This window comes from Chitinophaga sp. 01L420 (assembly GCF_056399985.1).
Genome location: NZ_JBFTSK010000005.1, coordinates 155743 through 179311, shown reverse-complemented (window position 1 = coordinate 179311; position 23569 = coordinate 155743). Strand labels below are relative to the sequence as shown.

Here is a 23569-nt window from a genome sequence, read left to right as displayed (position 1 = left end):
GAGATGTGCAGGAAACATTTTTCCGTAGGTACGGTATTGTTTGTCATGCTTTTGAGTGCATGTTCCAAAAGAGTAGAAATTAAGTTGCCTTATGAAGGCGACAAAATAGTGGTGAACACACTTATCCAACCGGATAGTGTGGTATATATCCGCGTAACCCGTAGTATACCATCCAATGTATTGGATGACAACGGCTATAAAGATATTCCCGGCAGTACAGTAACGTTATCGGCTGATGGCGTGTCGCTTACCCCATTACGCGTACAGCAGATCAATGGCTTTTCCTATTTTGTATCTGAGCAGAAAGCCGTGAGAGGCAAACAATACACAGTACAGGTGGCTGCACCAGGACTCACCTCAGTAACGGCTACGGATACACTACCGGTAGCACCTGATGTGAAAAATGCCGGTGCACAAAGAAATAGCAACCGCGTACAGTTTACATTAAAAGATGGCCGTGGCGCGGGAGACTATTACCGGATACGGATCTATGTAACGGATGATATTGGTGGGCAGGGAGCTTTCCGGCTTTTCCGGTTAGATCCTGCCTTCAATAATAACCTGGTGGATTTCTTCACCAAAAGCAGTTATAACAGCCTTGTAATGAGTGATGAACGCTTCGATGGCAAGGAAGTCAACTTTGTATTGCAAACAGCAGAACCTATCGCCGCACTGAGCCAGGTGACGGTGGAAGTTAGTACCCTCACCCGTGCTTCCTATGAATATTTCAGTACCATTACTGCACAAAAGGAAGGCGGCAATGTCGCGATTGGCAACCCCATACGCGTCTTTACCAATGTCACGAATGGCTACGGCATTGTAGGTGGCATCAATACAAGAAAAATGTTGTTTAAGGTTGAATAGCTGTTGAACAAGTGAAGCCCCGCATTACATCAGCGATACATGATAAAATGGCATAGTTATTAAAACTGGAAATCCTCCGCCTCTCCTCCTGCGATGGCGTTGTTAATGTCTACAGACATCGTAATGGAATGCTTGATAATTACGCTGTTTAAAGCTTTGTGAATGCCTGGTGTGGCAGTGCTGAGCGTCGGATAGTTTTCCGCTGCGAGCTTTTTAGCAGCTTCAATGAGTCCATCCTGTAAGTTTACAATTCTGATTTGTTCCTGCATAGTATCTTTATACATTGGCGATAGTGGGTCCAGTAACTCTTCCCAATCCATGAAAAATAATTTTATTGCAGTTATAAACACGTAGAAATCGATTTAGTTGCACCACGAACTAATTTTTTTTAGATTTCCCCGATTTATCATAGATTTCCCGGATTTGAACTATATGACTATGGCTCGTTGACACTGAAGAGAGGGCAATCCTGGCCCTCCCTTATGATAACAGCCAGAGTAAAGGAAACCAGTTTTCCTGGCTTGGTTTGCATCCCAATTTGGCTGATAAATATTTCCTGCGTTAGGGCAAGGCATTTATTAGCAAAGCTTTAACACGAGTCACGCTAATATCTTCGCTGCATTTTGCTAAAAGCTAAAAGCTAATGCCTAATAGCTGTTTCAATACTTTTCCCTTTTGCGTAACTCGTTTTCCTGATCCGAGCATTGTCCCCATTTTTCCTGCTTTACTTTTGTGCCATGTAAATAATACCCCGGAGTAATTTATAGCTAAAAAATACATCCGTTGTTTGCACCACAATATTCAGATAGATAGTTAAGAGTGATGAATTAAGTCCTGACAGCGGCCGTTATGCGGCCGCTGGAGGCACAAACCCATAGGCCCATGTGTAATTACCAGACATTGTATCACGGTTCGGCAGGATATGTTATCCGTTGCCCCCATTGTAAAGGAATTCAGCTTGCTTTTGGTACCACGGTTGTTAACCTTGATATTACAGAGTTTGAGTGCTTCAAAAAGATGGTCACCCGACTGGCGGATGACCATTGTTATTCAACAGAAAATGAAAAGATGATTTGTTTGCCTTTGCCAGCTGATCATGTAATGATGCTGGTAACTCCCGCTGAAATATGCACCCTGGCGAATATGACAGCGGAAGTGCAGGCGTTGCTGCACACGTATGATATCCTGGAAACATCTTCCGGATTCCTTAGTGCCGATTAGTGATGGAAGCCACCGCCTTCTTTCTGCGTCAGTGGTTTTCTTACCGGATTTTCTTCGAAGTATTTTACACAACGGGTGTAATCCTGGATAAGCATATCTGCCATATCCCGGCTAAATCCATGGCGTATTAATACACGTTGCACCACTATGTCTCTGGCATCACCGGTGAGGGGATAGGATGCGATCTGCCACCCACGTGAGCGGATTTTATCAGTAATGTCATAGAGCGTAAACCCATGATCGCCCGGCTTTAATGTCCAGCAGGCGCCTGGTAATCCTCCTTTACCATTGTAGAGGATATCGAAATGCCCCAGTTTTTCTATGGCTTCTGCTATGTAGGAAGCATGGTCCAGACAAGCTTGTTGTAACTTTTTATATCCCTCTCTGCCGTGACGCAGGAGATTATAGTATTGTGCTACTATTTGTCCACCTGGTCTCGAAAAATTCAACGCAAAAGTAGGCATGTCGCCGCCCAGATAATCTACCCGGAAAATCAATTCTTCCGGCAGATCTTCTTTTTCACGCCAGATAACCCAACCCACACCTAATGGACTCAGCCCATATTTATGACCAGATGCATTAATAGACTTTACACGTGGAATACGGAAATCCCACACCAGGTCTGGCGAAACAAATGGTGATATAAAAGCGCCACTGGCAGCATCCACATGGATAGGAATGTCCCAGCCTTTTTCCTGCTGCAGTTTATCCAGTGCATTCGCAATGTCTAATACCGGCTCATACATCAGCGTGAATGTAACACCGAAAGTAGGCACTACACCAATCGTATTTTCATCTACCAGTTCCAGTACTTTTTCCGGCGTTAAATTATAACGGCCATGTTCCATTCCTACTTCACGCAGTTCTACATCAAAATATCTGGCAAACTTATGCCAGCACACCTGTACCGCACCACAAATAAGATTGGGTTTATCAGTAGATTTACCTTCTTTCTCTCTTCTTTTGCGCCATTGCCATTTCAATGCGAGGCCGCCCAACATAGCTGCTTCGCTGGATCCTGTAGTGCTGCAACCCATAGTGATGGCACTTTCCGGAGCATTGAACAAATCAGCTAAAATATGTACACACCTGTCTTCAATCTCGGCAGTCTGCGGATATTCATCCTTGTCGATCATGTTTTTATCCAGGCATTCATCCATTAATTTATGTACATATTCGTCCAGCCACGTCTGACAAAAAGTAGCGAGGTTCATCCTGGAATTGCCATCCAGCATTAATTCATCATGTACCAGGTGATACACTGTACGCATGTCCTGCGCCTCACCAGGTATCTTGTATTTAGGAATGCTTTCCATGCTGTCTGCAGATGCGTACAACCCTAAACGGGAATTTTCATTCTCTTTTTTCTTGGTGAATAATGGCATAACAATATGGGCTTAATTGTTAGAAATTCTTTTGATGTCTAACAACGTGATGGAACACTTGTTCAGCTATCAATAGAAAAATAGCGCGGATGCTATATAAATTGAATTTCACTGAACAAATGGGGAATGACCTGTGTTACCTATTACGACCTAAATTATGACCATTTTCTTCTTCTTATAATACAGATATAAATGAACTGGTTACATCATACATTCCAGGAGTATCCTGAGTTAGCCGTGTTCCTCACATTGGCAGCGGGCTATTTTATAGGCAGTATCAAGATCGGTAAATTTTCGTTAGGATCCGTAACAGGTGTATTGCTGATGGGTGTACTGGTGGGGCAGATGGATATACAGGTATCTGCCAACGTGAAATCAGTTTTTTTCCTGATGTTCCTGTTTACAGTAGGGTATGCCGTAGGTCCGCAGTTTTTCCGTGGCCTCAAAAAAGATGGATTGCCGCAGGTATTGTTTGCAGTGCTCATGTGTGTGGTATGCCTGATTGCTCCCTGGTTATTGTCTATCCTGATGGGCTATAACGTAGGACAGGCGGCCGGTTTGATTGCCGGTTCACAAACCATATCTGCTGTAATGGGTGTGGCCGCAGATACCATTAACCAGGTAAATCTTTCCCCTGATCAGAAACAGTTGATGATAAATGCAATGCCGGTTTGTTATGCGGTGACTTACATTTTTGGTACTGCGGGTTCCGCATGGTTGCTGTCAAGTGTGGCGCCTATGATGCTGGGTGGTATTGACAAAGTAAGGGCGGCCTGCAAGGAGCTGGAAAAAACAATGGGGGCCGGAGATCCTTCCCAGGACCCGGGTATGCGCTCCGCATTTATTTCCGTCACCTTCCGGGCTTATCTTATCAGCGAAAAATCTATTGCTGCGGGGAAGTCTGTAAAGCAACTGGAAGATGAGTTAATGGGACGTGAACACCGGTTGTTTGTAGAACGTATACGTCAGACAGCAGATAAGAAAATAACGGAGCCCACTCCTGAATACGTGATTAAAGCCGGTGATGAAATTGTACTCAGTGGCCGCAGAGAGTTTATCCTGGGCGAAGAAGAAAATATTGGTAAAGAAATTATAGATCTAGACCTGCTGAATTTTCCGGTGGAGAATGTAATGGTATTTGTGATTAATAAAGAAGCGATTGGCAAAACGATCAGGGAACTACGCGCAATGGATTATATGCACGGCATACCGGTACAAAGTATACGGCGTGCGGGTATCGCGATGCTTGTATATCCTGAAGCGGTGTTGGAAAGAGGTGATAATATACAGTTGGTGGGGTATAAAAGAGATATGGACAGAGCGGTCGCACATATTGGTTACGCCGATATTCCTACCGACAAAACAGATATGATTTTTGTGGGGCTGGGTATTGTATTGGGTGGCTTGATTGGTGCGATGAGTATTCGTGTGGGAGGAGTGCCGCTCAGCTTAAGTACCAGTGGTGGCGCGTTGATCATGGGACTGGTGTTTGGCTGGTTACGTTCCCGGCACCCGGCCTTTGGCAGAATTCCTGAACCAGCTTTGTGGGTGATGAATAATGTGGGACTGAATACCTTTATTGCTGTGGTGGGTATTACCGCGGGACCCAGCTTTGTGGCTGGTTTCAAAGAAGTGGGCTGGGGATTGTTTTTAGTTGGTATTGCTGCTACGAGTATTCCGCTGATTGTGGGCGTGTTAATGGCTAAATATATTTTTAAATTTCATCCTGCATTGATCCTGGGATGTACCGCCGGCGCCAGAACAACTACTGCGGCGCTTTCTGCTATACAGGATGAGGTACAGAGTAACCTTCCTTCGCTGGGATATACTATCACATACGCAGTAGGAAATACGCTCCTGATCATCTGGGGAGTAGTGATTGTGATACTGATGACTTAAATCCGTAGTGAAAACTATTCATCATAAATGAAATATATCGTGATAGCAAAATCTACCCGTTATTTACGTGTATTCATTTGCGTTATATGTATGTCTGTGGCATCTTCGTATGCCCTGGCGCAAAAGGATACTACAGAGAATGGTAAAGGTCTGACCCGTAATATGATTGAAGGTGGAAAGTATCAGGGCTTCCTGTTCACCGATGTAAAAGGCATCCGGTTGCAATTCAGTGGCTATGTGCAGGCAGATTATATCCACGACTTTATGCAGATCAGCAACATACATGCGATGCAGCCTTCTACGATTACGGTACCTACGGTTACAGAAGGCAACACCGCCTTTACGGTTCGCCAGTCACGCTTTGCCTTTACGGCTTTTGGAGCACCCGATGCAAAAGGACGCGCATTAAAAGCCGTACTCGAATTTGATCTATGGGGTAGTCTTTCCGGCGCACCCAGGTTGCGCCACGCTTATATACAACACGGCAAATGGACCTTCGGACAATACTGGAGCAACTTCATGGATGATGATAACTGGCCTAACATCATGGACTACTGGGGCCCTAACTCCTACGTATGGACGCGACAGATACAGTTGCGGTTTACACAACAGATCAGTACTTCCATGAAATTTTCTGTATCTGCAGAACAGCCGGGAGGAGATTTGTCTATACCAGATATCTGGAAAAGCAGAACGAACTTCCCGGATGTAACGGCCGCTTTTCAAAAGAATTTTGGCAAAAATAATGGCAGTCATGTACGCTTATCCGGTTTGATGCATCCGATGGATTACAAAAACGCAGACAAAGACAACAAAACCAATATAGGTGGCGCTTTTAACCTGTCCGGTAATATTGATCTGGGTAAAAATGATGACGTGAAATTCCAGTTTGCCTACGGTAGCGGCTATGCGAAATACAGTGAAGATATCAGTGGACAGGGATATGATGGGTTTGCAGGTATGAATGATAAGAGCATCAAAAATATCAATATGCTCGCCACCTGGTTGTACTTTGATCACTTCTGGACTAAAAGTCTGGGATCTACTATCGGATATGGCTATCTTCGCCTGAATACCCCGGATCTGGCATTACCCGATGCGGCCATTAAAGCCACACACTATGCGTCTTTCAATACCACTTATTACTTCACCACCTTCTTTAAAATAGCAGGAGAAGTATTGTATGGGAAAAGGGAGAACAGGGATAATACCTACGGAGAAGATGTCCGTGCGCAGTTCAGTGCGTTCTTCAAATTCTGATCATCTGCATAAAATCATACACCATGAAAATTATAATTGGATTAGTCATGCTGCTGACACTGGGTGTTACAGATGCTTATTCCCAGAAGCGTGCGAAACCAGTTGATTACAATGCTGTCATTAACGAGGCATTTAATTTATATAAAAATGAAAAGGGAGGAAAGAATGCAGATTATATTCCTTACCTCGACAAAGTAGATTCCGACATGTATGGCATTGTGCTGGTGACTACGGAAGGACAAGTGTACCAGGTAGGAGAAACAAAGTTTGAATTTGGTATTGAGTCGATAGAAAAAGTATTTACACTTTGTATGGCGATGGAAATTGTGGGCGATTCCGTAATCCTGCAAAAAGTGGGCGCTGATCAAACGGGTTTGCCTTTTAACTCCGTACCAGCTATAGAACTGAATGGACAAAAGCCATCAAATCCCCTGGTAAATGCAGGCGCCATGGCTACTTCCAGTTTGCTCACCAGTCACTTTGGTCATGCGGATGCCTGGGATAAGGTGAATGCATATTTCGCCAGGTTTGCTGGTCGTAATCTAACCGTGCTGGATGAGCTGTATAAATCAGAAGCCGCTACCAATCAGCATAATCAGGCTATTGCGATGTTGCTGAAATCATATGGATATATGTATGATGATCCTATATATGCCTGTGATTTTTATACCAAACAATGTTCTTATGGCGTAAATACCCGGGATTTGGGTATTATGGCGGGCACGCTGGCAAATGGTGGTGTGAATCCTATCACCAAAGAACGGTTGATCCGCGAAAAATATGTTCCCAAAGTACTGGCCATTATGGGGACAACAGGATTATATGAAACTACGGGCGACTGGATGTTTAAGGTAGGGTTACCCAGTAAAAGCGGTGTTGGGGGTGGTATTATATCCGTAGTGCCCGGCAGGTTTGCGGTTGCTGTTTTTTCTCCTCCACTGGATAAAGCCGGTAATAGCGTACGTGCCCAGCAAGCGATCAAATATATTTCCGATAAGCTGGAAGCCAATGTGTATGTAGGGAAATAATTATCATCTCTGTATGGCAAATTTGGTGAACAGTACCGGGAGTTCCGGTGGCTGTTCACCAATTATTTTTCGAGGTTAATTCGTAAATTCATAAAACAAGTTATCACATTAACATGTTTTAGAGCTATGGATGTCAAGGATTATTATAAGGTACTGGGAGTCGAGAAAGCGGCAACAGCTGAACAGATTAAGAAGGCCTACCGTAAACTGGCGGTGAAGTATCATCCGGATAAGAATCCCGATAATAAAGCCGCGGAGGATAAATTTAAAGAGATTAATGAAGCCTACGAAGTGTTGAGCGACGCAGAGAAGCGTAAGAAATATGATCAGTTCGGGGAAAATTATAAATATTACGAACAGCATGGTGGCCGGCCGGAAGATTATGACTGGTCGCAATATGGCGGTGGTGGCGGACAGGGCCGCACGCGTTCCTATAGCAGTGGCAATATGGATGATATGTTTGGCGGAGGGGAGGGTAATTTCTCTGATTTCTTTGAACAACTTTTTGGTAGCCGTTTTTCCGGCGGTGGCGGAGGGCGCCGGCAACAACAGGGACCTGGCCGCGGCCGGGATGTGCAGGCCACTATGGAAGTATCGCTGGAAGATGCTTATGCCGGTGCTACCCGGCAGGTAGAAGTAAATGGCAGCCGGCTGAACATTAAGCTGAAGCCTGGTTTATACGAAGGTCAGGTGATCCGGTTGAAAGGGAAAGGTAATCCCGGCCGCAAAGGCGGAGAAAACGGCGATCTGCTGATCAGCATTCATCTGGCGCCACATCCTAAATTTGAACTGAAAGGACAGGATATTTATACAGATCTGGCCTTGCCTTTGTATACCGCTGTATTGGGTGGTAAAACGATCGTATATACACCCGGCGCCGACCTGAATATGAATATTCCGGCAGGCACAGACAGTGGGAAAGTGTTTCGTTTAAAGGGTAAAGGAATGCCAGCCTACGATAACAGCGGAACGGCGGGAGATCTATATATCAAAGCAATGGTACATATACCAAAAAACCTTTCCGAAAAGGAAAAAGAACTGTTTCAGCAACTTTCACAATTAAATGAGAATGGCGATGCTTAAACTTTTTGATTACCTGGAAGAAGTCATATCTACTGAGCGGATTTCACAGCCGAACAACCCCAAGCTGTTATATACCGCCAGCGAAATCATGCAGGAACTGGGCTATGGCCAGTCCGGAATGGAACAGGAGCCACTGGACAGGGCAATGCACGCCTGTGCTGCATTGAATATCCCGGTGGACTTTAATTTCAAGAAAGTATTTTGTTTTAAAGACGGTGAACTAACCACGGACTGGCAATTATCAGAACTGGCGACTTACCTGTTTATGATCAATTGTAATCCATTGAATCCTTTTGTGGCTAAAGCACAACTGATCTTTATGATGAAAGACCGAGTATGAGAGATATCAACCGTACCGGTATCCTGATAGTGGTTATTATGGGCACTACCATGGCCGGAATAGATTCCAGTATTGTAAATATATCCCTTCCCGTTATGAGCAAGCAGTTTAACTGTACGCTGTCGGAAATAGAATGGGTGATTACAGTATACATGCTTAGTTTTTCTGTATTAATGCCATTGACCAACTGGCTGAAAAACAGGATAGGTTTTTTTAATCTTTATATCGGCGCCATCTCTCTTTTTACATTAGGCTCGCTGATGTGCGCCCTGTCTACCAACCTGGATTCCCTGCTGACCGCACGGGTGGTACAGGCGCTGGGAGGCGGTGCTATGGCGCCCACGTCCATGGCCATCATTTCTTATGTATTTCCAGCCAGGGTGCGCGGCACTGTATTAGGTTGGTGGGGATTGGGTAATCTCGTAGGGCCTGCGCTGGGACCTACTTTAGGGGGGATTCTTACGGAGAAATTCGGCTGGCCTTCTATCTTTTATATTAATCTGCCTATAGGTATAATAACGGTAGTCCTGGCTTTCCGGTACCTGGGCGTATTACGTAAACAGCCCAAGCTCAAGCTACCCTTTGACCTGACCGGTTTTGTAGCGCTTACCATCTTCCTGGTATGTTTGCAGTACGGTATTGCCAGGGCGGAAGTGGTGGGAATTACTTCTCCCGAAATATTGGCTACACTGGGAGTGTCGCTGCTGGCATTTGCATTTTTTATATGGATAGACAAACAGAAAAAGGATCCGATTATGGACCTGGCACTGTTTACCAATTACTCATTTGTGAGTTGTATCCTCGTCACTATTTCCCGGTCTGCGGCCTTGTTTGGCGGCCTCTTTCTGATGCCTTTCCTGCTACAGGAACAAATGGGCTTTTCTGAAGGTATATCCGGGTTGCTCATATTGCCCAATTCCGTTTTTATGGCAGCATTGATGCCTTTTGCGGGCCGTTGGTCCGATAAGCATGGCTCCAGGGAAATTTCTATCTTGGGCATCACCTTGCTGGCTGTTTCTATGTACCTGTTTTCCATATTGGACCGGGGAAGCAGTATCAGCGGCGTCATTACTGCGATGGTGGTACGGGGACTTGGTATGGGACTATTACTCGCGCCGTTGAATGCCGCTACCCTGAGTGCGGTGAGGCCCAGCGAGGTAACGATGGCCTCTTCCATCAGTACGCTGATGCAGCAGGTGGGCGGTGCCATTGGTATTGCAGTACTGGCCATTATTACACAGGCGGCTTATAATAAGCATGTATTGGCCGGTATGTCCAACATGCCTGCGCATCACCTAGCGTTGCGGGAAGGATTTCATATTTCCCTGATCATATTGTTGGTAACCCTGATCCCAGCCTGGTTCCTGCCCCGTAGAAATGTGGTGTTAAAAGATACCGATGCGCATATAGATACCTGATTTTTTTACTGCATGATTATTGGTTAATATCGGTGAACTTTTTCGGTACTTATGGCAACAATTGGTAAGAAGCATATCCTGATGATTGATGATGATGAAGATGATTTTTTCCTTGTAAATTCTTTGCTACAGGATATTTCACCGGATCAATATGTATTGCAATGGGTATCTTCCTATAAAGAAGGTTTGCTGGCAATAGAAGCACGCTCACACGATCTTTACCTGGTAGACTACCGCCTGGGATCGCATACAGGGATTGATGTGTTGCATCATTTCCGCAATCTGGGATATAAAGCCCCTGTAATCCTGTTCACCGGAAAAGGGGATTATCACATAGATAAGGAAGCTATGCAGGCCGGTGCGGCAGATTATCTCGTGAAAAGCGAAATCAATGCCGCCTTGTTGGAAAGAGCTATTCGTTACACCCTGGATAAGTTTAATCACCTCCTCGCCATTGAAAAAAGTGAAAAACGCTACTTCAGCATTTTCGAAAAATCCAATGATCTTATTCTGCTGGCAGACTGTGAACACAAAATTGTGGCGGCCAATCCTGCTGCCCTTCATGTGTTGAACTATAATGAAGAGGAGCTGTACAACAGCCATCTCCAGGGTTTGTTTGCGGAAGAACTGGTGATTAAGGATTTTCTGGAACAGATTTGTTCTGAAGAGGGGGTGGTGCAAAAGGAATATGTTTTTCGCGGAAAATCAGGCCAGCAGCTGGATGTAATGATCAATGCATCTTTGTTAGATGAGAAAAAACAGCTGTATTTATGTATCATCCAGGACATTACTGCCCGTAAACGCAAGGAACGGGAGAAACAGCAACAGGAAAAGTTTGCGATAACCGGTCGTATAGCCCGCTTAATAGCCCACGAAGTACGCAATCCGCTCACCAATATTTTACTGGCGGTTTCCCAGATTAAAATGGAACCGCTGGCCGAAACCGAAGATGCACAGTTGTACCTGGATATCATGGAACGCAACTGTCATCGTATAAATCACCTGGTAACAGAGCTGTTACAGTCTACCCGCATGTCTGAGTTAAACATGCTGCCACTGGGGCTGAATATACTCGTGGAAAAGGCATTGCACCTGGCGGCCGACCGGTTGCAACTGAATAATATTTCGGTGGTAAAGGAACTCTGCGAGCCGGATTGTAAGATCCTGGCGGATGAAGACAAAATCCTTATTGCATTTCTGAATATTATTATCAATGGTATTGAAGCCATGAAGGCGGGCGAAGGCCGCCTGGGTATTCATTCCTGGCAGGACGCAGAACGTGTATTTATTCGTATATCCGACAACGGTAGTGGTATATCTGAGCAGAACCTGGCTAAATTATTTGAACCATTTTTTACCAATAAAACGAAAGGTACAGGGCTTGGACTTACTGCCACCCAGAATATTATTTTGCAGCATCATGGCAGCATTACAGTAGACAGTGCTTTGGGAGAAGGTACCAGTTTCCTGATTAGTTTCCCGATAGAAGAAAAACAGTCATAAAAAAAACGGCGACCTTATGCAGGCCGCCGTTCTTGCTTTATAAATAGGTTTATATATTTTCTTCTGCCTTAATACCTGTTTGTGTAAAGATGATTTTGCGTTGTTTGTACAGGTTGCCGATAGTCATTTTAAATGTTTTTTTACTCATACCAAAGAACTCCTGAATTTCTTCCGGAGATGATTTATCATGGTATGGCAGGTAGCCATCATTTTCCTGCAGGAGCCGCAGTACTTTCTCTGCTTCATCTTCTACCCTTTCAAATCCTGGCTTGCCGATGATCAGGTCTATTTTATCTTCTTTGATCTGACGGATAAAGCCTTTCATTTTGTCGCCAATTTCCAGGGAACGGAAAATTTCGTTGTGGTGCAGGATTCCAGTGTGCAGATTATTGATGATGGCAACAAAGCCGATGTCGGTGCGGCGATAGATGACCAGGTCTACGGGGTCTTTTTCTTTTACAGTGAGGTTTTCATTGCTGAGGAACCTATCCAGCTTTTCGGTGGCTGCCAGGCGACCGGTTTGCTCATCGATGTATATTTTCACCAGGTATTCCTGTCCTGGTGCCATACGGGTCAATTGCTGAGAGGTGGCAACAAAAAGGTCTTTCATGAGTCCCCAGTCGAGAAATGCACCTTGTTTGGTGACGCTCACGGTTTTCAGCAGTACAATATCCCCTACAATACCGAAAGGACGCTGGGTGGTAGCAATAAGGCGGTTTTCAGAATCATGATACAGGAACACTTCGAGCTCATCGCCCACCCGTGTACCTGCTGGTACAAACCTTGTAGGGAGCAGGATTTCCTGATCTACTCCTTCCAGGTATACACCAAAGTCAGCTTCCTTTTTTACCCTTAACTGGTTGTATTCACCCACCTTTATCATAAAAATTCGATTAATTGTCAGGGTGCAAGTTACTTATAGATTGCCGGATTGCGAGAATCATATTCTCCTTACTTTTGTAATCATCAGCTATTCAGTGAGTACTGTAATTCCGGAATGACTGATCTAAACCAACCAAACCATCTTATGACGATTTTATCATTCACCCTGATCCTCCTATGCGGAGCCTTTATGGCTGGACTGCTGGGGTCGCTGACCGGTTTAGGTGGCGGCGTAGTGATCATACCCTTGCTGACCCTTGTATTTCATGCAGACATCCGCTATGCCATTGGTACTGCGTTAGTGGCTTCTATTGCCACTTCTTCCGGATCGGCTTCTGCCTATGTAAAAGAAGGAATTACCAACATCCGACTAGGCATGTTCCTCGAAATTGCCACTACCACAGGTGCTGTGGTGGGGGCGCTGATAGCGGTATACATGCCTACCAATGTGGTAGCGATTATTTTTGGGCTGGTACTCATTTTCTCCTCGCTGATGTCTTTCCGCAAAAAGATAGCCGTACCTACCGGGGAACAACAGAGTAAACTGGCGGCACAGCTGCGGCTTAACAGTAGCTACCCTACTGCAGAAGGAACGGTTAACTACGAGGTACACCATGTGCCGGGCGGTTATTTCATGATGACTTTTGCCGGCGTGATGTCGGGCCTGCTGGGGATTGGTTCCGGCGCGTTAAAAGTACTGGCCATGGATAACATCATGCGTATCCCATTTAAAGTATCTACAACTACCAGCAATTTTATGATTGGGGTAACAGCAGCTGCCAGTGCGGTCGTGTATCTGCAGCGGGGTTACATCTCTCCCGGATTATGTATGCCGGTGGTACTGGGCGTGCTGGCAGGAGCTTTTGCCGGCTCTAAATTGCTGACCCGTGCCAATGTGAAGTGGTTGCGTATAGTCTTTAGCGTTGTAATCGGTTTCCTGGCGCTGCAGATGATCTTTAATGGTGTTACCGGAAAATTATAAACGATGAAACAACTTTCAAATTATTTCCGGGACAAGGATATTCAGCAGTTGATAGGAAAACAATTACGCGTGGGCGTGATCGCTTCCAGTATCATTGTATTTATTGGTGGCATCATTTACCTGATCCGTCATGGGCACGAACAGCCCTCCTATGGCGATTTTACCGGGGTGCGGGAAGGATTGACCAATCTGCCGGGTATCTGGCAGGGCGTGATGGAAAACAGAGGAATGAATATCATTCAGCTGGGAGTAGTATTACTGATTGCTACCCCTATTATTCGTATAGCCTTTTCTGTTATAGCCTTCCTCATAGAGAAAGATTACCTGTATGTGGTGATTACGTTGATCGTGCTGGGGATTATTTTATTCAGTATGTTGGGAGGATTGGCGGGATAGCCTTTCTTAATTAGCCGTTAACTGTTAGTAGTTTCAGATAGCATTGCTTATCTGAAACACTAACAGCCAACGGCTGTTTTAATTATCCGGCATTAGAAATTTCCAGTTTTATGACGGTAGATATCGCATCAGGCGCCTGCTCAGGCACGTTGATCAACAGGTCATCTGTACCGGTGGTAGTGATGAGCTTTTTACCGTTTGCGAGTAACTTCGCACTGTTTACTTTTCCTTTTACGCCAGGTACATGCAATTGACCATTGGCAGGCCAGTTGAACACATGCAGGTACAGCGTGGTATTGTTACCATTTCTCTTCTGGGTGCAACGACCCCAGTCTATGGCTGGTAGCGGGCTGCCTTGTGTGGCATAAATGGCTTCTCCATTTACCTTCATCCACTGGCCTATGCCTTTCAGTGCAGTGAGACTGCCTTCGGGGAATTGACCGCTGGCATCGGGGCCTACATTCAGCAGGTAGTTACCGTTTTTGGAGGCGATGTCTACCAGGTTACGTATAAGCGTTTCCGTGCTTTTCCATTTATTATCAAAACTTTTATATCCCCAGGTGCCATTCATGGTCATGCAGGTTTCCCAGTCACGTCCGTCCAGTTCTGACTGGTTAGGGATTTTTTGTTCCGGTGTTTTATAGTCGCCTGCGAAGTTGGGGCGTTTCAGGCGGTCGTTGGTGATGATATTGGGTTGCAGTGCGAGTACATCCTGCAGCTTTTGTGCATATTCATCTGTCATATTGGTAGGGGTATCCCACCATAATACAGCTACTTCGCCGTAGTTGGTCAGCAGTTCCTTTACCTGTGGTACTGCTACTTTATCAATGTAATCGGACATGGTAGCACTGGTTTGCAGTGGATCCCAATGACCGCTGTGTGCTTGTGTGTAAGCATCTATTTGTGCGGAATCCGGATTAGGCCAGCCTTCAGTCGCTACTTTGCGGGCAACAGCGCCACCGGGGTTATTCCAGTCCTGTGCCTGTGAATAGTAGAAGCCCAGTTTAATACCATATTTTTTGCAGGCAGCTGCCAGTGGCTTCAGCACATCTTTGCCGTATGGGGTGGCATCTGCGATATTCCATTTGCTGGCGTTGGATTTAAACATAGCAAATCCATCGTGGTGTTTGGCTGTGATTACGATGTATTTCATACCTGCATCCTTGGCTGTTTTCACCCAGGCGTCTGCATCATATTTAACAGGGTTAAATTGTTTGGCAAACTGCTGATATTCAGTAACGGGTATTTTGGCGCGGTTCATAATCCATTCGCCGCCGCGGGCTACCTGCTGTCCTTTATAGTTGCCGGCCAGCTGGGCATAGTCGCCCCAGTGAATGAACATGCCGAAACGGGCATTGCGCCACCATTGCATGCGCTGATCATGGGTCAGTGTATTTTGTGCGAATAGGATGGATGCCGGAATCAGCAGCGCCACCAGGAACAGAATCCCTTTTTTCATAAACATAATGTGGATGTTGCATATTATGCAATCGTTTGCATGATACGGGTAAAAAATAAGCGCAGGGCGCTCTTATCTTCCTAATTACCTACTAATGTCTATAAAAAAAACGGACCAGAATGGACTGATTTTACCAGAAGCTAATATTTTTTTATGTAGATATTTTGTTTGGGAAGATTTGTGCTTCAAAAACAAAATATCTACATAAATATAGTTATCATCAGGCCATTTCTACTTCACGCAGTTCCAGCATCTGGGTGGTCCATACACGCAGTTCATCTACCAGTGCAGGGTTGTTCAGCAGGGACTGTCCGTAGGAAGGGATCATTTTTTTCAGTTTGATCTGCCATGCTTCTGTTTCCACTTCTTCCTTGAAGCAGCGTTTCAGCAGGTTGAGCATGATAGAAACGGCGGTAGATGCACCAGGAGATGCTCCCAGCAGCGCAGCAATGGAGCCATCGGCTGCACTCACTACTTCTGTACCGAATTCCAGGATGCCACCATGTTCAGGATCTTTTTTGATCACCTGTACACGTTGTCCGGCAATTTCCAGTTCCCAGTCTTCCATCTTAGCTTCCGGGAAATATTCGCGCAGCGCTTCCAGTCTGTCTTCCGGCTTCTGTCTTACCTGTGCAATCAGGTATTTGGTCAGCGGAATATTATCCAGGCCGGCAGACACCATAGGGCGTATGTTATTGGCTTTGATAGATAAAGGCAGGTCCATGAAAGAACCGTTTTTCAGGAACTTGGTGGAGAACCCGGCATAAGGTCCAAACAGCAGGGCTTTTTGTCCGTCAATCATGCGGGTATCGAGGTGAGGCACCGACATAGGAGGCGCACCTACAGAGGCTTTGCCATATACTTTTGCGCGGTGTTGTTCAATTATTTCCGGATTGTTGCAACGCAGCCATTGTCCGCTTACCGGGAAACCGCCAAAACCTTTTCCTTCCGGAATGTCTGACTTTTCCAGTAATGGCAGAGAACCGCCACCAGCACCAATAAATACGAATTTTGTTTTGACACTTTGTTTTTCGCGGGTTTCACGGTTTTTCACCCTGATCACCCAGCTGCCATCCGCTTCTTTTTTGAAATCACGTACGTCATGATTGAAGTGAAGGGATACGCCGTCCAGTTTTTCCAGGTGGTTAAACAGGGCGCGGCTCAAAGCCCCAAAGTTCACGTCTGTCCCCATTTCCATATGGGTAGCCGCTACTTTTTGAGTCGCATCACGACCTTTCATCACCAGGGGCATCCAGCTATTCAGCTTTTCGGGATCTTCCGAATACTCCATTGTTTTGAAAAGATGACACTGCTGCAGGGCTTTGTATCTTTTTTTGAGATAATCCACATTCTCTTCTCCCCAAACAAAACTCATGTGGGGAATACTTTGTATAAAGTTGTGCGGATTGGAAATGATGTTATTTTCTACCAGGTAGGACCAGAATTGACGGGACACTTCAAATTGCTCTGCAATGTTCACCGCTTTTTTAATGTCTACTGATCCATCCTGTTTCTGTGGCGTGTAGTTCAACTCGCAAAATGCAGAGTGACCGGTACCGGCATTGTTCCATGCATCGGAACTCTCTGCTGCAGCCACATCCAGTCGTTCAAAAATTGCAATGGTTAACTCAGGTTCCAGCTCTTTCAGGAGCATTCCCAGTGTGGCGCTCATAATTCCGGCGCCGATTAAAACCACATCCGGACCTGTTCCAGCTGTACTCTTGCTTCTAAACATAACCCCATTTTTATTCGAGGTGCAAAGTTACAATCAAAACAATTATGCAGGGTGATTAAATTGCTCGTTTGCTACACTTTAACAATACTATTACAATTCTTTCTGAACGGATTGAAAGTTTTGAATGCATGGAGAAGTATATATAATTTTATATTTTGGTTAAGCATCTGGTAATTAAATAATTGACTGCCGGGAAATATTATTTTTATTTTATGATGAACAGACGTGCATTTTTTAAGGGAATATCCGCTGCCGTAGTCATATCTGCCTGTGGTAAAATAGTATCCGCCGTTACTCACCGGCATTTCGACAGCAAAACAATTTTCCGCTTTGCGGTAGGGTCTGACTGGCATTTTGGAGAACCCAAAACGCCGTCGGAGCAATATTTCCAGGACCTGCAAGATGCTTTTAACCAGTACCAGCAACAGTATCCCTGCGAATTTTTTGTGCTCAACGGAGACATTATCCACAATGATCCCGCCCTCCTGTTGCCTGCTGCCGCCAAATTAAAGCAATTGCATCCAAAATTGTTTGTTACCCATGGTAATCATGACATGGTAACGGCTGCCGACTGGGAACAAGCCTGGGGCTATTCCCTGAATCACGATGTGGTAGTAGGAAAGCAGGTGATTTTGCTGGGAAACACGGCAGATGAGAAAGGGAAGTACCTATGTCCCGATGTGCCCTGGTTTGCCCGTAAATTGGAGCAATACAAGRACGCCACCAATATATTCATCTTCTTACATATCACCCCGGTAAAATGGACCGATAACGGGCTGGATTGCACCGAATTTCAGGCGCTGATTAAAAAATACCCGAATATCAGGGCCATCTTTRACGGACATGACCATGACCAGGATAGTGTGAAAATGCTGGATGACTCCAAAATACCTTTCCTATTCGACGGACATATTGGCGGTAGCTGGGGTGTAGGCTATCACGGCTTTCGCGTAGTGGAATTAAAGGAAGATGGCAGCCTCCTCTCCTTTATCATGAACCCGCTTACGCGCCAGAACGAACGCGTATTTCCGAAAGTTTAGCTATTTTGCCGGTACATTCGGGATGCTAAAAGAAAAACTATGCTGGAGGAACTTGAAAAAGACTATGGATTTACCTATCCAACGCTCTATAAACAATTATATAAAGATGGAATGCTGGACTGGGGAGAGTTTGGTGAAGAGTGGCTGGACAAGGTATATCCAGCAATAAAAACAGCTCCGCCCTTACTGCTCTATGCCAATGATCTTGAAATGATGGCGCTGACAACAGTGGATGAAGAAATGGATGAAGGACTGCTGTTTGCCGATCCTGTTCATAAGTTTGTTCCTTTTGCTATGAGTGGTGCCGGCGACTGGTTCGCGTTTTACTTCAATTTGCAGGATGGCGATGATGTGCCCATTGTACAGGTATTTCATGATGTGAATGAAGCCTGTATACTGGCTAAAAACCTGCAGGACTTTATATTTCTTCAAATGCTGGAAGCGGTAACAGACCTGGATCCTAAATATCCATCCCTGATCGTTCATGGTAATATGAAAGAGAATTGCGCGAACTTTCTGCGTACCCATGCTCCCTATCTTACGTCCCATCAGGCGCAGATTATTGAGGCGGTATATGATTTTGGAAGGCTCACCAATGTAGCCTTACATGAAATCGTAGAGAAGGAAATGAATTTCGAATGGTTGGATAGCAGTTTTCCTTACCAGGTGAAAGGATAATAATATCATAAGAAAGCCGCTCTCATAGCGGCTTTCTTATGATATCTACTCTTTATAAAAATCAATCAGTGATCCAAAATACTGTTCATTCCAGCCGGAAGTAATATCATCATAAGCCTCATCCGGAATATTGGTATGCTTTAATTCCACATCGGTGCCTTTGGGCGATGGATGCAGTTTAATGGTAACAATAGAAGGATTTTCTGCTTCCTCTTCTTCATCTTCCCCGAAATACCATTGCTGCACAATTTTCTTGTCCTGCTCAAATTCCAGGTTTTTGCCTACAATACTTGCTTCCCATAAAGCAAACTCAGAACCGGGTTCTGTAGACATTTCTGCTACTTCACCTGTCCACAGCTGAATGGTAGCGGGATTGGTGAGGGCGGCGTATACTTCTTCCGGCGGAGCAGACAGTATAAAATGTTTTTTATAATCTTTCATGGTTTCAAAGCTACTGAATTGATGAATTATTATTTACTTTTCTATAAAAATTGAGTGTATGCAATTTACCAAACTGATCCCAAATATATTTTATTCGGATATGAATGTGGGTTTGCAACTTTTTGTAGACACACTTGGTTTTATAATCGCTTACAGAGATGATAGCGGAGAACAGCCTTTCTGTATCATCAAACGGGACACCCTGGTGATTCACCTGATAGAAAGCCATGAATGGGCGATTAAAGACCGGCCTGAAATACGGCTGGAAACAGATGATATTGAAGCCGCCTATGCACAGGTAAAAGCAGCTCATCCGGAACTGCTGCACCCTAATTTACCGGAAGTTCGCCCACAACCCTGGGGAGCCCTGGAGTTTGCCCTCAGAGACAGTGAAGACGTGTGCGTGATTATACAGCAACCGGAATAAGATCGTATTTAATGGTTATCTATCCTATATGATTAAAGTATCACAGAAACTGTACAATGAAAAACTACGGAGCCCTTCCGAAAGAATAACCAGACTGGCAGGTTTTTTTGCTTTGCTGTTCCTGGTACTGGGAGTGGCAGGCTTTCTTGGGTCCCGTAAATTTAATGATGATGTAATTACCTGGACCTGCTTTGGCTTGCTGGCGGTTTACTTTTTAGTGAAAACAGTACTTGATAAAATGCTGGTGTGGATCTGTTTTGATTACCAGTTACAGGTAATGGAGATTACTACTGTTACCCTATTCACTAAAGAAAAAACACAACATATCCCGCTCATAGATGTCAGGTATAAAACCGGCAAAGAAGGCAAAAGATTTATTCCTTACATCGACTTATACAACGGCCGGGAAAAAATAATCCACCTGACCAGGGACGGAATCGGAGAACATACCTTTGATATGATTGCTGAAGAGCTCACAGAACTTGTATCCTGATTGTTCATTTCCGGTCGTTTCCTGTTCACTTATGAACAAACGGCCATAACAGGCGGCAGGTAAACCTTTATCAGGCAGGTCATGCAACTATGGCAATTTTCTTGTGTCTTTACCATATCCATCTCTAAATCCAGCTGCCATGGTAAAGAACTACCTGAAAATTGCTATCAGGAATCTGTTTAAGAACAAAGGAATTTCATTTATCAACATCTTTGGTTTATCTGCCGGCATGGCCGTTACTATGCTGATAGGACTCTGGATATGGAATGAACTGTCTTACGATAAATACCATGTGCATTACGACCGGATTGCCCAGGTCTGGCAGCGGGAAACAACAGGTGAGCAATCAGATGCCTATAATGCCATGCCCATACCTCTGGCAGCAGAATTGAGATCCTCTTATGCCAATGATTTTAAGCAGGTAGTACTCGCCTCTCTCGGTACACATACGGTATCATTTGGGGATAAGAAGTTTACCAGTATGGGTGCTTTTATGGAAAGTGGTGGTCCCGCACTGTTTTCCCTGAAAATATTGAAAGGCAGCCAGGCAGCCCTGAAAGAACCAGGGAGTGTGTTGTTGTCAGCTTCTTTTGCCAGATCTCTCTTTGGAGATAAAGATCCGATGGATCAGCTGATCAAACTGGATAATAACAGTCAGCTGAATATCAAGGTAACTGGTGTATATGAGGATTTACCGGATAATACCACGTTAGCAGGCATGAACTATATTATTCCCTGGGAGCTGTTTGTTTCCAAGTGGGATTGGGTGAAGAATTCAAAAGACAACTGGTCCTTTAATTCGATGCGGGTTTTTGTACAGCTGGCAGATAATACAGATCTCGATAAAGTTTCCCTGAAGATAAAGGATGTTAAAACCATACATGCCAAGCCGGAGCCGGGTTTTAAGGTAGACCTTTTCTTACATCCAATGGGTAAGTGGCATCTCTATTCCACCTTTGAAAATGGGGTGAATACAGGCGGACAAATCCGTTATGTGAGATTGTTTGGTATGATTGGCATATTTGTGTTGTTGCTGGCCTGTATCAATTTTATGAACCTGAGTACTGCCCGCTCAGAAAAACGCGCCAAAGAAGTGGGTATCCGCAAAGCTATCGGATCTATGCGCAGACAGCTGATCTCACAGTTTTTAAGTGAATCCGTACTGGTGGCAGGCTTTTCATTTGTATTGTCTTTATTGCTGGTGTTAATAGTATTGCCCTGGTTTAACCAGGTGGCTGATAAACACATTGGTATCCTGTGGAGCAGTCCTGGTTTCTGGTTATGTGGTATTGGTTTCAGCCTGTTCACCGGTTTGCTGGCGGGGAGCTATCCTGCGCTTTATTTGTCTTCTTTTCAGCCGTTGAAAGTGTTGAAAGGAACTTTCCGTGTAGGCCGTTTGGCAGCTGTTCCCCGCAAAACATTGATAGTAGTACAATTCACGGTATCTATTATTTTGATTATCGGCACTATTGTCATCTATCGACAGATACAGTTTGCAAAGGATTTGCCTGTTGGATATACCCGGAACGGGTTGCTTTCTATACAAATGACAACACCGGAAATCTATAGCAACTATAATATTATCCGTACTGAATTGCGGAGCACCGGTGCTATTACAGAAATGTCGGAGTCGCAGGGACCTGTAACCGATATATGGTCCAGTGCAGGCGGATTTGAGTGGAAAGGGCGTAAGCCGGATCAGCAGCAGGGGTTTTCTGTTATTGGCGCAAAGTTCGGCTACGGCAAAGTGGTAGACTGGCGCTTTGTGGCTGGTCGTGATTTTTCGGAACAGTTTGCAACAGACTCGATGGGGCTGATACTAAATGAAGCTGCCGCAAAATATATGGGCCTGGAAAATCCGGTGGGTGAAATTATCAGGAAAGATAGTATGGACTATCACGTACTAGGGGTTGTGAAAAATATGATCATGACGTCTCCTTATGAGCCGGTGCGTCCGGGCATTTATTATCTGCTGAAAGAGGGAGGTAATTTTATTAATATGCGGGTTAATCCGCAAATGAGCACCACGAAGGCTTTGACAGCGATTGAACAGGTGATGAGAAAGTATAATCCTGCTGCTCCTTTTGAATACAAATTTGCCGACCAGGAATATGCCAAGAAGTTCAGCGAAGAAGAACGTATCGGGCAATTGTCTACTTTCTTTGCGGTACTGGCCATTATGATCAGCTGCCTCGGACTATTTGGGCTGGCTTCTTTTTTAGCAGAGCAACGAACCAAAGAAATAGGTATCCGCAAAGCGCTGGGAGCATCTGTATTCCAGCTATGGCAGATGTTATCCAAAGATTTTGTCATACTGGTGAGCATCTCTTGCTGTCTGGCTATCCCGGTAGCCTGGTATTGTTTGCATAAATGGTTGATGCAGTATTATTACCATACCACCATCGTATGGGAGATTTTTGCGGTAACAGGAGCGGGTGCTTTGCTGATAGCGTTGGCAACCGTGAGCTATCAGGCAGCTAAAGCAGCCATGGCTAATCCGGTAAAAAGTTTACGCGCGGAATAAAAGCAGCTGGACTACCTGGCATCCGCTATCTGGACTACCGGCAGCGCCCCGATAGCTGTTAATTTTATGGTATGAAAAAGTACCAGGATCTGGCAGTGCTGCTACTACGGGTAGCCACTGCCGTTAATTTTTTGTCGGCGGTAGCTATCCGCTTTGGTCTTTGGGGCGCTGAAAAGGGTAACTGGGCAGAGTTTGTAATCTACACCGGAAAAGTAAATTCCTTTGCACCGGCAGCCATCATACCTTTTCTGGCGGTATCAGCTACTGCCCTTGAAATCATTTTTGCCATTTTACTACTGGTGGGTTACAAAACCCGTTGGGTGGCACTGGGAGCTGCTATACTCACGTTGATATTCGCTTTGTCGATGACTTATTCTTTTGGTGCACTCTCTGCTCTGACATATGCTGTATGGGTTGATTGTACTTCCGCTTTGTTGCTGGCTACTATGCCTTACTACCGTTGGAGCCTGGACGAAAAATTAGCAACAACGAAAACGATTGAGTAAAGTAT

23 protein-coding genes are annotated in these 23569 nt (G+C 44.9%); 17 read left to right on the top strand and 6 right to left on the bottom strand.

Going from position 1 to position 23569, the window contains the following annotated elements:
* Positions 1-3 precede the first annotated feature (3 nt).
* On the top strand, positions 4-864 hold the full coding sequence (locus AC1DP6_RS07165) for a DUF4249 domain-containing protein (protein ID WP_477054207.1): 861 nt from the start codon (positions 4-6) through the stop codon (positions 862-864).
* Positions 865-923: 59 nt separating this feature from the next.
* Here the strand turns inward: AC1DP6_RS07165 and AC1DP6_RS07160 are convergent, their stop codons facing one another.
* Positions 924-1184: a hypothetical protein gene (locus tag AC1DP6_RS07160; protein WP_477054206.1), complete on the bottom strand. Its 261-nt coding sequence runs from the start codon at positions 1182-1184 to the stop codon at positions 924-926.
* A gap of 562 nt (positions 1185-1746) precedes the next feature.
* Here AC1DP6_RS07160 and AC1DP6_RS07155 point away from each other — a divergent pair.
* Positions 1747-2085 carry a DUF6686 family protein gene (locus AC1DP6_RS07155; protein WP_477023166.1) on the top strand — a complete coding sequence of 113 codons (339 nt, stop codon included), beginning with the start codon at positions 1747-1749 and terminating at the stop codon, positions 2083-2085.
* On the opposite strand, the gene gad is transcribed toward AC1DP6_RS07155, so the two are convergent.
* Positions 2082-3470: a glutamate decarboxylase gene (gad, locus tag AC1DP6_RS07150; RefSeq protein WP_477054205.1), complete on the bottom strand. Its 1389-nt coding sequence runs from the start codon at positions 3468-3470 to the stop codon at positions 2082-2084. The two genes, AC1DP6_RS07155 and gad, sit on opposite strands and share 4 nt — an antisense overlap.
* Before the next feature lie 192 nt (positions 3471-3662).
* Here gad and aspT point away from each other — a divergent pair, with 192 nt between their 5' ends.
* The 7 genes from aspT (at position 3663) to AC1DP6_RS07115 (ending at position 12001) form a co-directional block, all read left to right on the top strand.
* Positions 3663-5369 carry an aspartate-alanine antiporter gene (gene aspT / locus AC1DP6_RS07145; RefSeq protein WP_477054204.1) on the top strand — a complete coding sequence of 569 codons (1707 nt, stop codon included), beginning with the start codon at positions 3663-3665 and terminating at the stop codon, positions 5367-5369.
* Between the two features lie 27 nt (positions 5370-5396).
* A complete protein-coding gene (locus AC1DP6_RS07140; RefSeq protein ID WP_477054203.1) occupies positions 5397-6629 on the top strand; it encodes a DcaP family trimeric outer membrane transporter in 1233 nt (410 codons plus the stop codon).
* A 23-nt stretch (positions 6630-6652) separates the two neighbouring features.
* The gene (gene glsA / locus AC1DP6_RS07135; protein WP_477054202.1) at positions 6653-7657 is read left to right on the top strand and encodes a glutaminase A; all 1005 of its coding nucleotides are present in this window, start codon (positions 6653-6655) and stop codon (positions 7655-7657) included.
* 126 nt (positions 7658-7783) lie between these two features.
* Complete coding sequence (locus AC1DP6_RS07130; protein ID WP_477054201.1) at positions 7784-8740, top strand: DnaJ C-terminal domain-containing protein; 957 nt, start codon at positions 7784-7786, stop codon at positions 8738-8740.
* Complete coding sequence (locus AC1DP6_RS07125; RefSeq protein WP_477054200.1) at positions 8733-9080, top strand: hypothetical protein; 348 nt, start codon at positions 8733-8735, stop codon at positions 9078-9080. The genes AC1DP6_RS07130 and AC1DP6_RS07125 overlap by 8 nt, the downstream gene beginning before the upstream one ends.
* Entirely contained in the window at positions 9077-10498 is a 1422-nt protein-coding gene (locus AC1DP6_RS07120; RefSeq protein WP_477054199.1) for a DHA2 family efflux MFS transporter permease subunit, read from the top strand. The genes AC1DP6_RS07125 and AC1DP6_RS07120 overlap by 4 nt, the downstream gene beginning before the upstream one ends.
* A 51-nt stretch (positions 10499-10549) precedes the next feature.
* Positions 10550-12001 (top strand): two-component system sensor histidine kinase NtrB, encoded by a 1452-nt coding sequence (locus tag AC1DP6_RS07115; RefSeq protein WP_477054198.1) that lies wholly within the window; start codon positions 10550-10552, stop codon positions 11999-12001.
* 49 nt (positions 12002-12050) lie between these two features.
* Here the strand turns inward: AC1DP6_RS07115 and AC1DP6_RS07110 are convergent, their stop codons facing one another.
* The gene (locus tag AC1DP6_RS07110; protein ID WP_441573454.1) at positions 12051-12884 is read right to left on the bottom strand and encodes a CvfB family protein; all 834 of its coding nucleotides are present in this window, start codon (positions 12882-12884) and stop codon (positions 12051-12053) included.
* A gap of 144 nt (positions 12885-13028) precedes the next feature.
* On the opposite strand from AC1DP6_RS07110, the gene AC1DP6_RS07105 reads away from it, so the two are divergent.
* Positions 13029-13865, top strand: a complete 837-nt coding sequence (locus AC1DP6_RS07105; protein ID WP_477054197.1) for a sulfite exporter TauE/SafE family protein — start codon at positions 13029-13031, stop codon at positions 13863-13865.
* Between the two features lie 3 nt (positions 13866-13868).
* On the top strand, positions 13869-14261 hold the full coding sequence (locus AC1DP6_RS07100; protein WP_477054196.1) for a DUF1634 domain-containing protein: 393 nt from the start codon (positions 13869-13871) through the stop codon (positions 14259-14261).
* A gap of 82 nt (positions 14262-14343) precedes the next feature.
* Here AC1DP6_RS07100 and AC1DP6_RS07095 read toward each other — a convergent pair whose 3' ends face one another.
* Both AC1DP6_RS07095 and AC1DP6_RS07090 read right to left on the bottom strand, forming a co-directional pair.
* Positions 14344-15720 (bottom strand): alpha-L-fucosidase, encoded by a 1377-nt coding sequence (locus AC1DP6_RS07095; protein WP_477054195.1) that lies wholly within the window; start codon positions 15718-15720, stop codon positions 14344-14346.
* A 220-nt stretch (positions 15721-15940) separates the two neighbouring features.
* Positions 15941-17455, bottom strand: a complete 1515-nt coding sequence (locus AC1DP6_RS07090) for a malate:quinone oxidoreductase (RefSeq protein ID WP_477054194.1) — start codon at positions 17453-17455, stop codon at positions 15941-15943.
* Positions 17456-17667: 212 nt separating this feature from the next.
* Here AC1DP6_RS07090 and AC1DP6_RS07085 point away from each other — a divergent pair, with 212 nt between their 5' ends.
* Complete coding sequence (locus AC1DP6_RS07085; protein ID WP_477054193.1) at positions 17668-18495, top strand: metallophosphoesterase family protein; 828 nt, start codon at positions 17668-17670, stop codon at positions 18493-18495.
* Between the two features lie 39 nt (positions 18496-18534).
* Positions 18535-19173 (top strand): SMI1/KNR4 family protein, encoded by a 639-nt coding sequence (locus AC1DP6_RS07080; RefSeq protein WP_477054192.1) that lies wholly within the window; start codon positions 18535-18537, stop codon positions 19171-19173.
* A 45-nt stretch (positions 19174-19218) separates the two neighbouring features.
* Here the strand turns inward: AC1DP6_RS07080 and AC1DP6_RS07075 are convergent, their stop codons facing one another.
* Positions 19219-19614, bottom strand: coding sequence for an SRPBCC domain-containing protein (locus AC1DP6_RS07075; protein ID WP_477054191.1), 396 nt, complete (start codon positions 19612-19614; stop codon positions 19219-19221).
* Between the two features lie 58 nt (positions 19615-19672).
* Between AC1DP6_RS07075 and AC1DP6_RS07070 the strand changes: the two genes are divergently transcribed.
* The 4 genes from AC1DP6_RS07070 to AC1DP6_RS07055 all read left to right on the top strand — a co-directional run bounded on the left by AC1DP6_RS07070 (position 19673) and on the right by AC1DP6_RS07055 (position 23564).
* Positions 19673-20041 (top strand): VOC family protein, encoded by a 369-nt coding sequence (locus tag AC1DP6_RS07070; RefSeq protein WP_441573462.1) that lies wholly within the window; start codon positions 19673-19675, stop codon positions 20039-20041.
* Between the two features lie 28 nt (positions 20042-20069).
* Entirely contained in the window at positions 20070-20534 is a 465-nt protein-coding gene (locus tag AC1DP6_RS07065) for a hypothetical protein (RefSeq protein ID WP_477054190.1), read from the top strand.
* 139 nt (positions 20535-20673) lie between these two features.
* Positions 20674-23058 (top strand): ABC transporter permease, encoded by a 2385-nt coding sequence (locus AC1DP6_RS07060; protein WP_477054189.1) that lies wholly within the window; start codon positions 20674-20676, stop codon positions 23056-23058.
* A 71-nt stretch (positions 23059-23129) separates the two neighbouring features.
* Entirely contained in the window at positions 23130-23564 is a 435-nt protein-coding gene (locus tag AC1DP6_RS07055; protein WP_477023149.1) for a DoxX family protein, read from the top strand.
* Positions 23565-23569 lie beyond the last annotated feature (5 nt).

Excerpts from the sequence above, each read along its gene's own strand:
- AC1DP6_RS07165 (WP_477054207.1), top strand. The coding sequence starts at position 4 with ATGTGCAGGAAACATTTTTCCGTAGGTACGGTATTGTTTGTCATGCTT.
- AC1DP6_RS07160 (WP_477054206.1), bottom strand. The coding sequence starts at position 1,184 with ATGGATTGGGAAGAGTTACTGGACCCACTATCGCCAATGTATAAAGAT.
- AC1DP6_RS07155 (WP_477023166.1), top strand. The coding sequence starts at position 1,747 with ATGTGTAATTACCAGACATTGTATCACGGTTCGGCAGGATATGTTATC.
- gad (WP_477054205.1), bottom strand. The coding sequence starts at position 3,470 with ATGCCATTATTCACCAAGAAAAAAGAGAATGAAAATTCCCGTTTAGGG.
- aspT (WP_477054204.1), top strand. The coding sequence starts at position 3,663 with ATGAACTGGTTACATCATACATTCCAGGAGTATCCTGAGTTAGCCGTG.
- AC1DP6_RS07140 (WP_477054203.1), top strand. The coding sequence starts at position 5,397 with ATGAAATATATCGTGATAGCAAAATCTACCCGTTATTTACGTGTATTC.
- glsA (WP_477054202.1), top strand. The coding sequence starts at position 6,653 with ATGAAAATTATAATTGGATTAGTCATGCTGCTGACACTGGGTGTTACA.
- AC1DP6_RS07130 (WP_477054201.1), top strand. The coding sequence starts at position 7,784 with ATGGATGTCAAGGATTATTATAAGGTACTGGGAGTCGAGAAAGCGGCA.
- AC1DP6_RS07125 (WP_477054200.1), top strand. The coding sequence starts at position 8,733 with ATGCTTAAACTTTTTGATTACCTGGAAGAAGTCATATCTACTGAGCGG.
- AC1DP6_RS07120 (WP_477054199.1), top strand. The coding sequence starts at position 9,077 with ATGAGAGATATCAACCGTACCGGTATCCTGATAGTGGTTATTATGGGC.
- AC1DP6_RS07115 (WP_477054198.1), top strand. The coding sequence starts at position 10,550 with ATGGCAACAATTGGTAAGAAGCATATCCTGATGATTGATGATGATGAA.
- AC1DP6_RS07110 (WP_441573454.1), bottom strand. The coding sequence starts at position 12,884 with ATGATAAAGGTGGGTGAATACAACCAGTTAAGGGTAAAAAAGGAAGCT.
- AC1DP6_RS07105 (WP_477054197.1), top strand. The coding sequence starts at position 13,029 with ATGACGATTTTATCATTCACCCTGATCCTCCTATGCGGAGCCTTTATG.
- AC1DP6_RS07100 (WP_477054196.1), top strand. The coding sequence starts at position 13,869 with ATGAAACAACTTTCAAATTATTTCCGGGACAAGGATATTCAGCAGTTG.
- AC1DP6_RS07095 (WP_477054195.1), bottom strand. The coding sequence starts at position 15,720 with ATGAAAAAAGGGATTCTGTTCCTGGTGGCGCTGCTGATTCCGGCATCC.
- AC1DP6_RS07090 (WP_477054194.1), bottom strand. The coding sequence starts at position 17,455 with ATGTTTAGAAGCAAGAGTACAGCTGGAACAGGTCCGGATGTGGTTTTA.
- AC1DP6_RS07080 (WP_477054192.1), top strand. The coding sequence starts at position 18,535 with ATGCTGGAGGAACTTGAAAAAGACTATGGATTTACCTATCCAACGCTC.
- AC1DP6_RS07075 (WP_477054191.1), bottom strand. The coding sequence starts at position 19,614 with ATGAAAGATTATAAAAAACATTTTATACTGTCTGCTCCGCCGGAAGAA.
- AC1DP6_RS07070 (WP_441573462.1), top strand. The coding sequence starts at position 19,673 with ATGCAATTTACCAAACTGATCCCAAATATATTTTATTCGGATATGAAT.
- AC1DP6_RS07065 (WP_477054190.1), top strand. The coding sequence starts at position 20,070 with ATGATTAAAGTATCACAGAAACTGTACAATGAAAAACTACGGAGCCCT.
- AC1DP6_RS07060 (WP_477054189.1), top strand. The coding sequence starts at position 20,674 with ATGGTAAAGAACTACCTGAAAATTGCTATCAGGAATCTGTTTAAGAAC.
- AC1DP6_RS07055 (WP_477023149.1), top strand. The coding sequence starts at position 23,130 with ATGAAAAAGTACCAGGATCTGGCAGTGCTGCTACTACGGGTAGCCACT.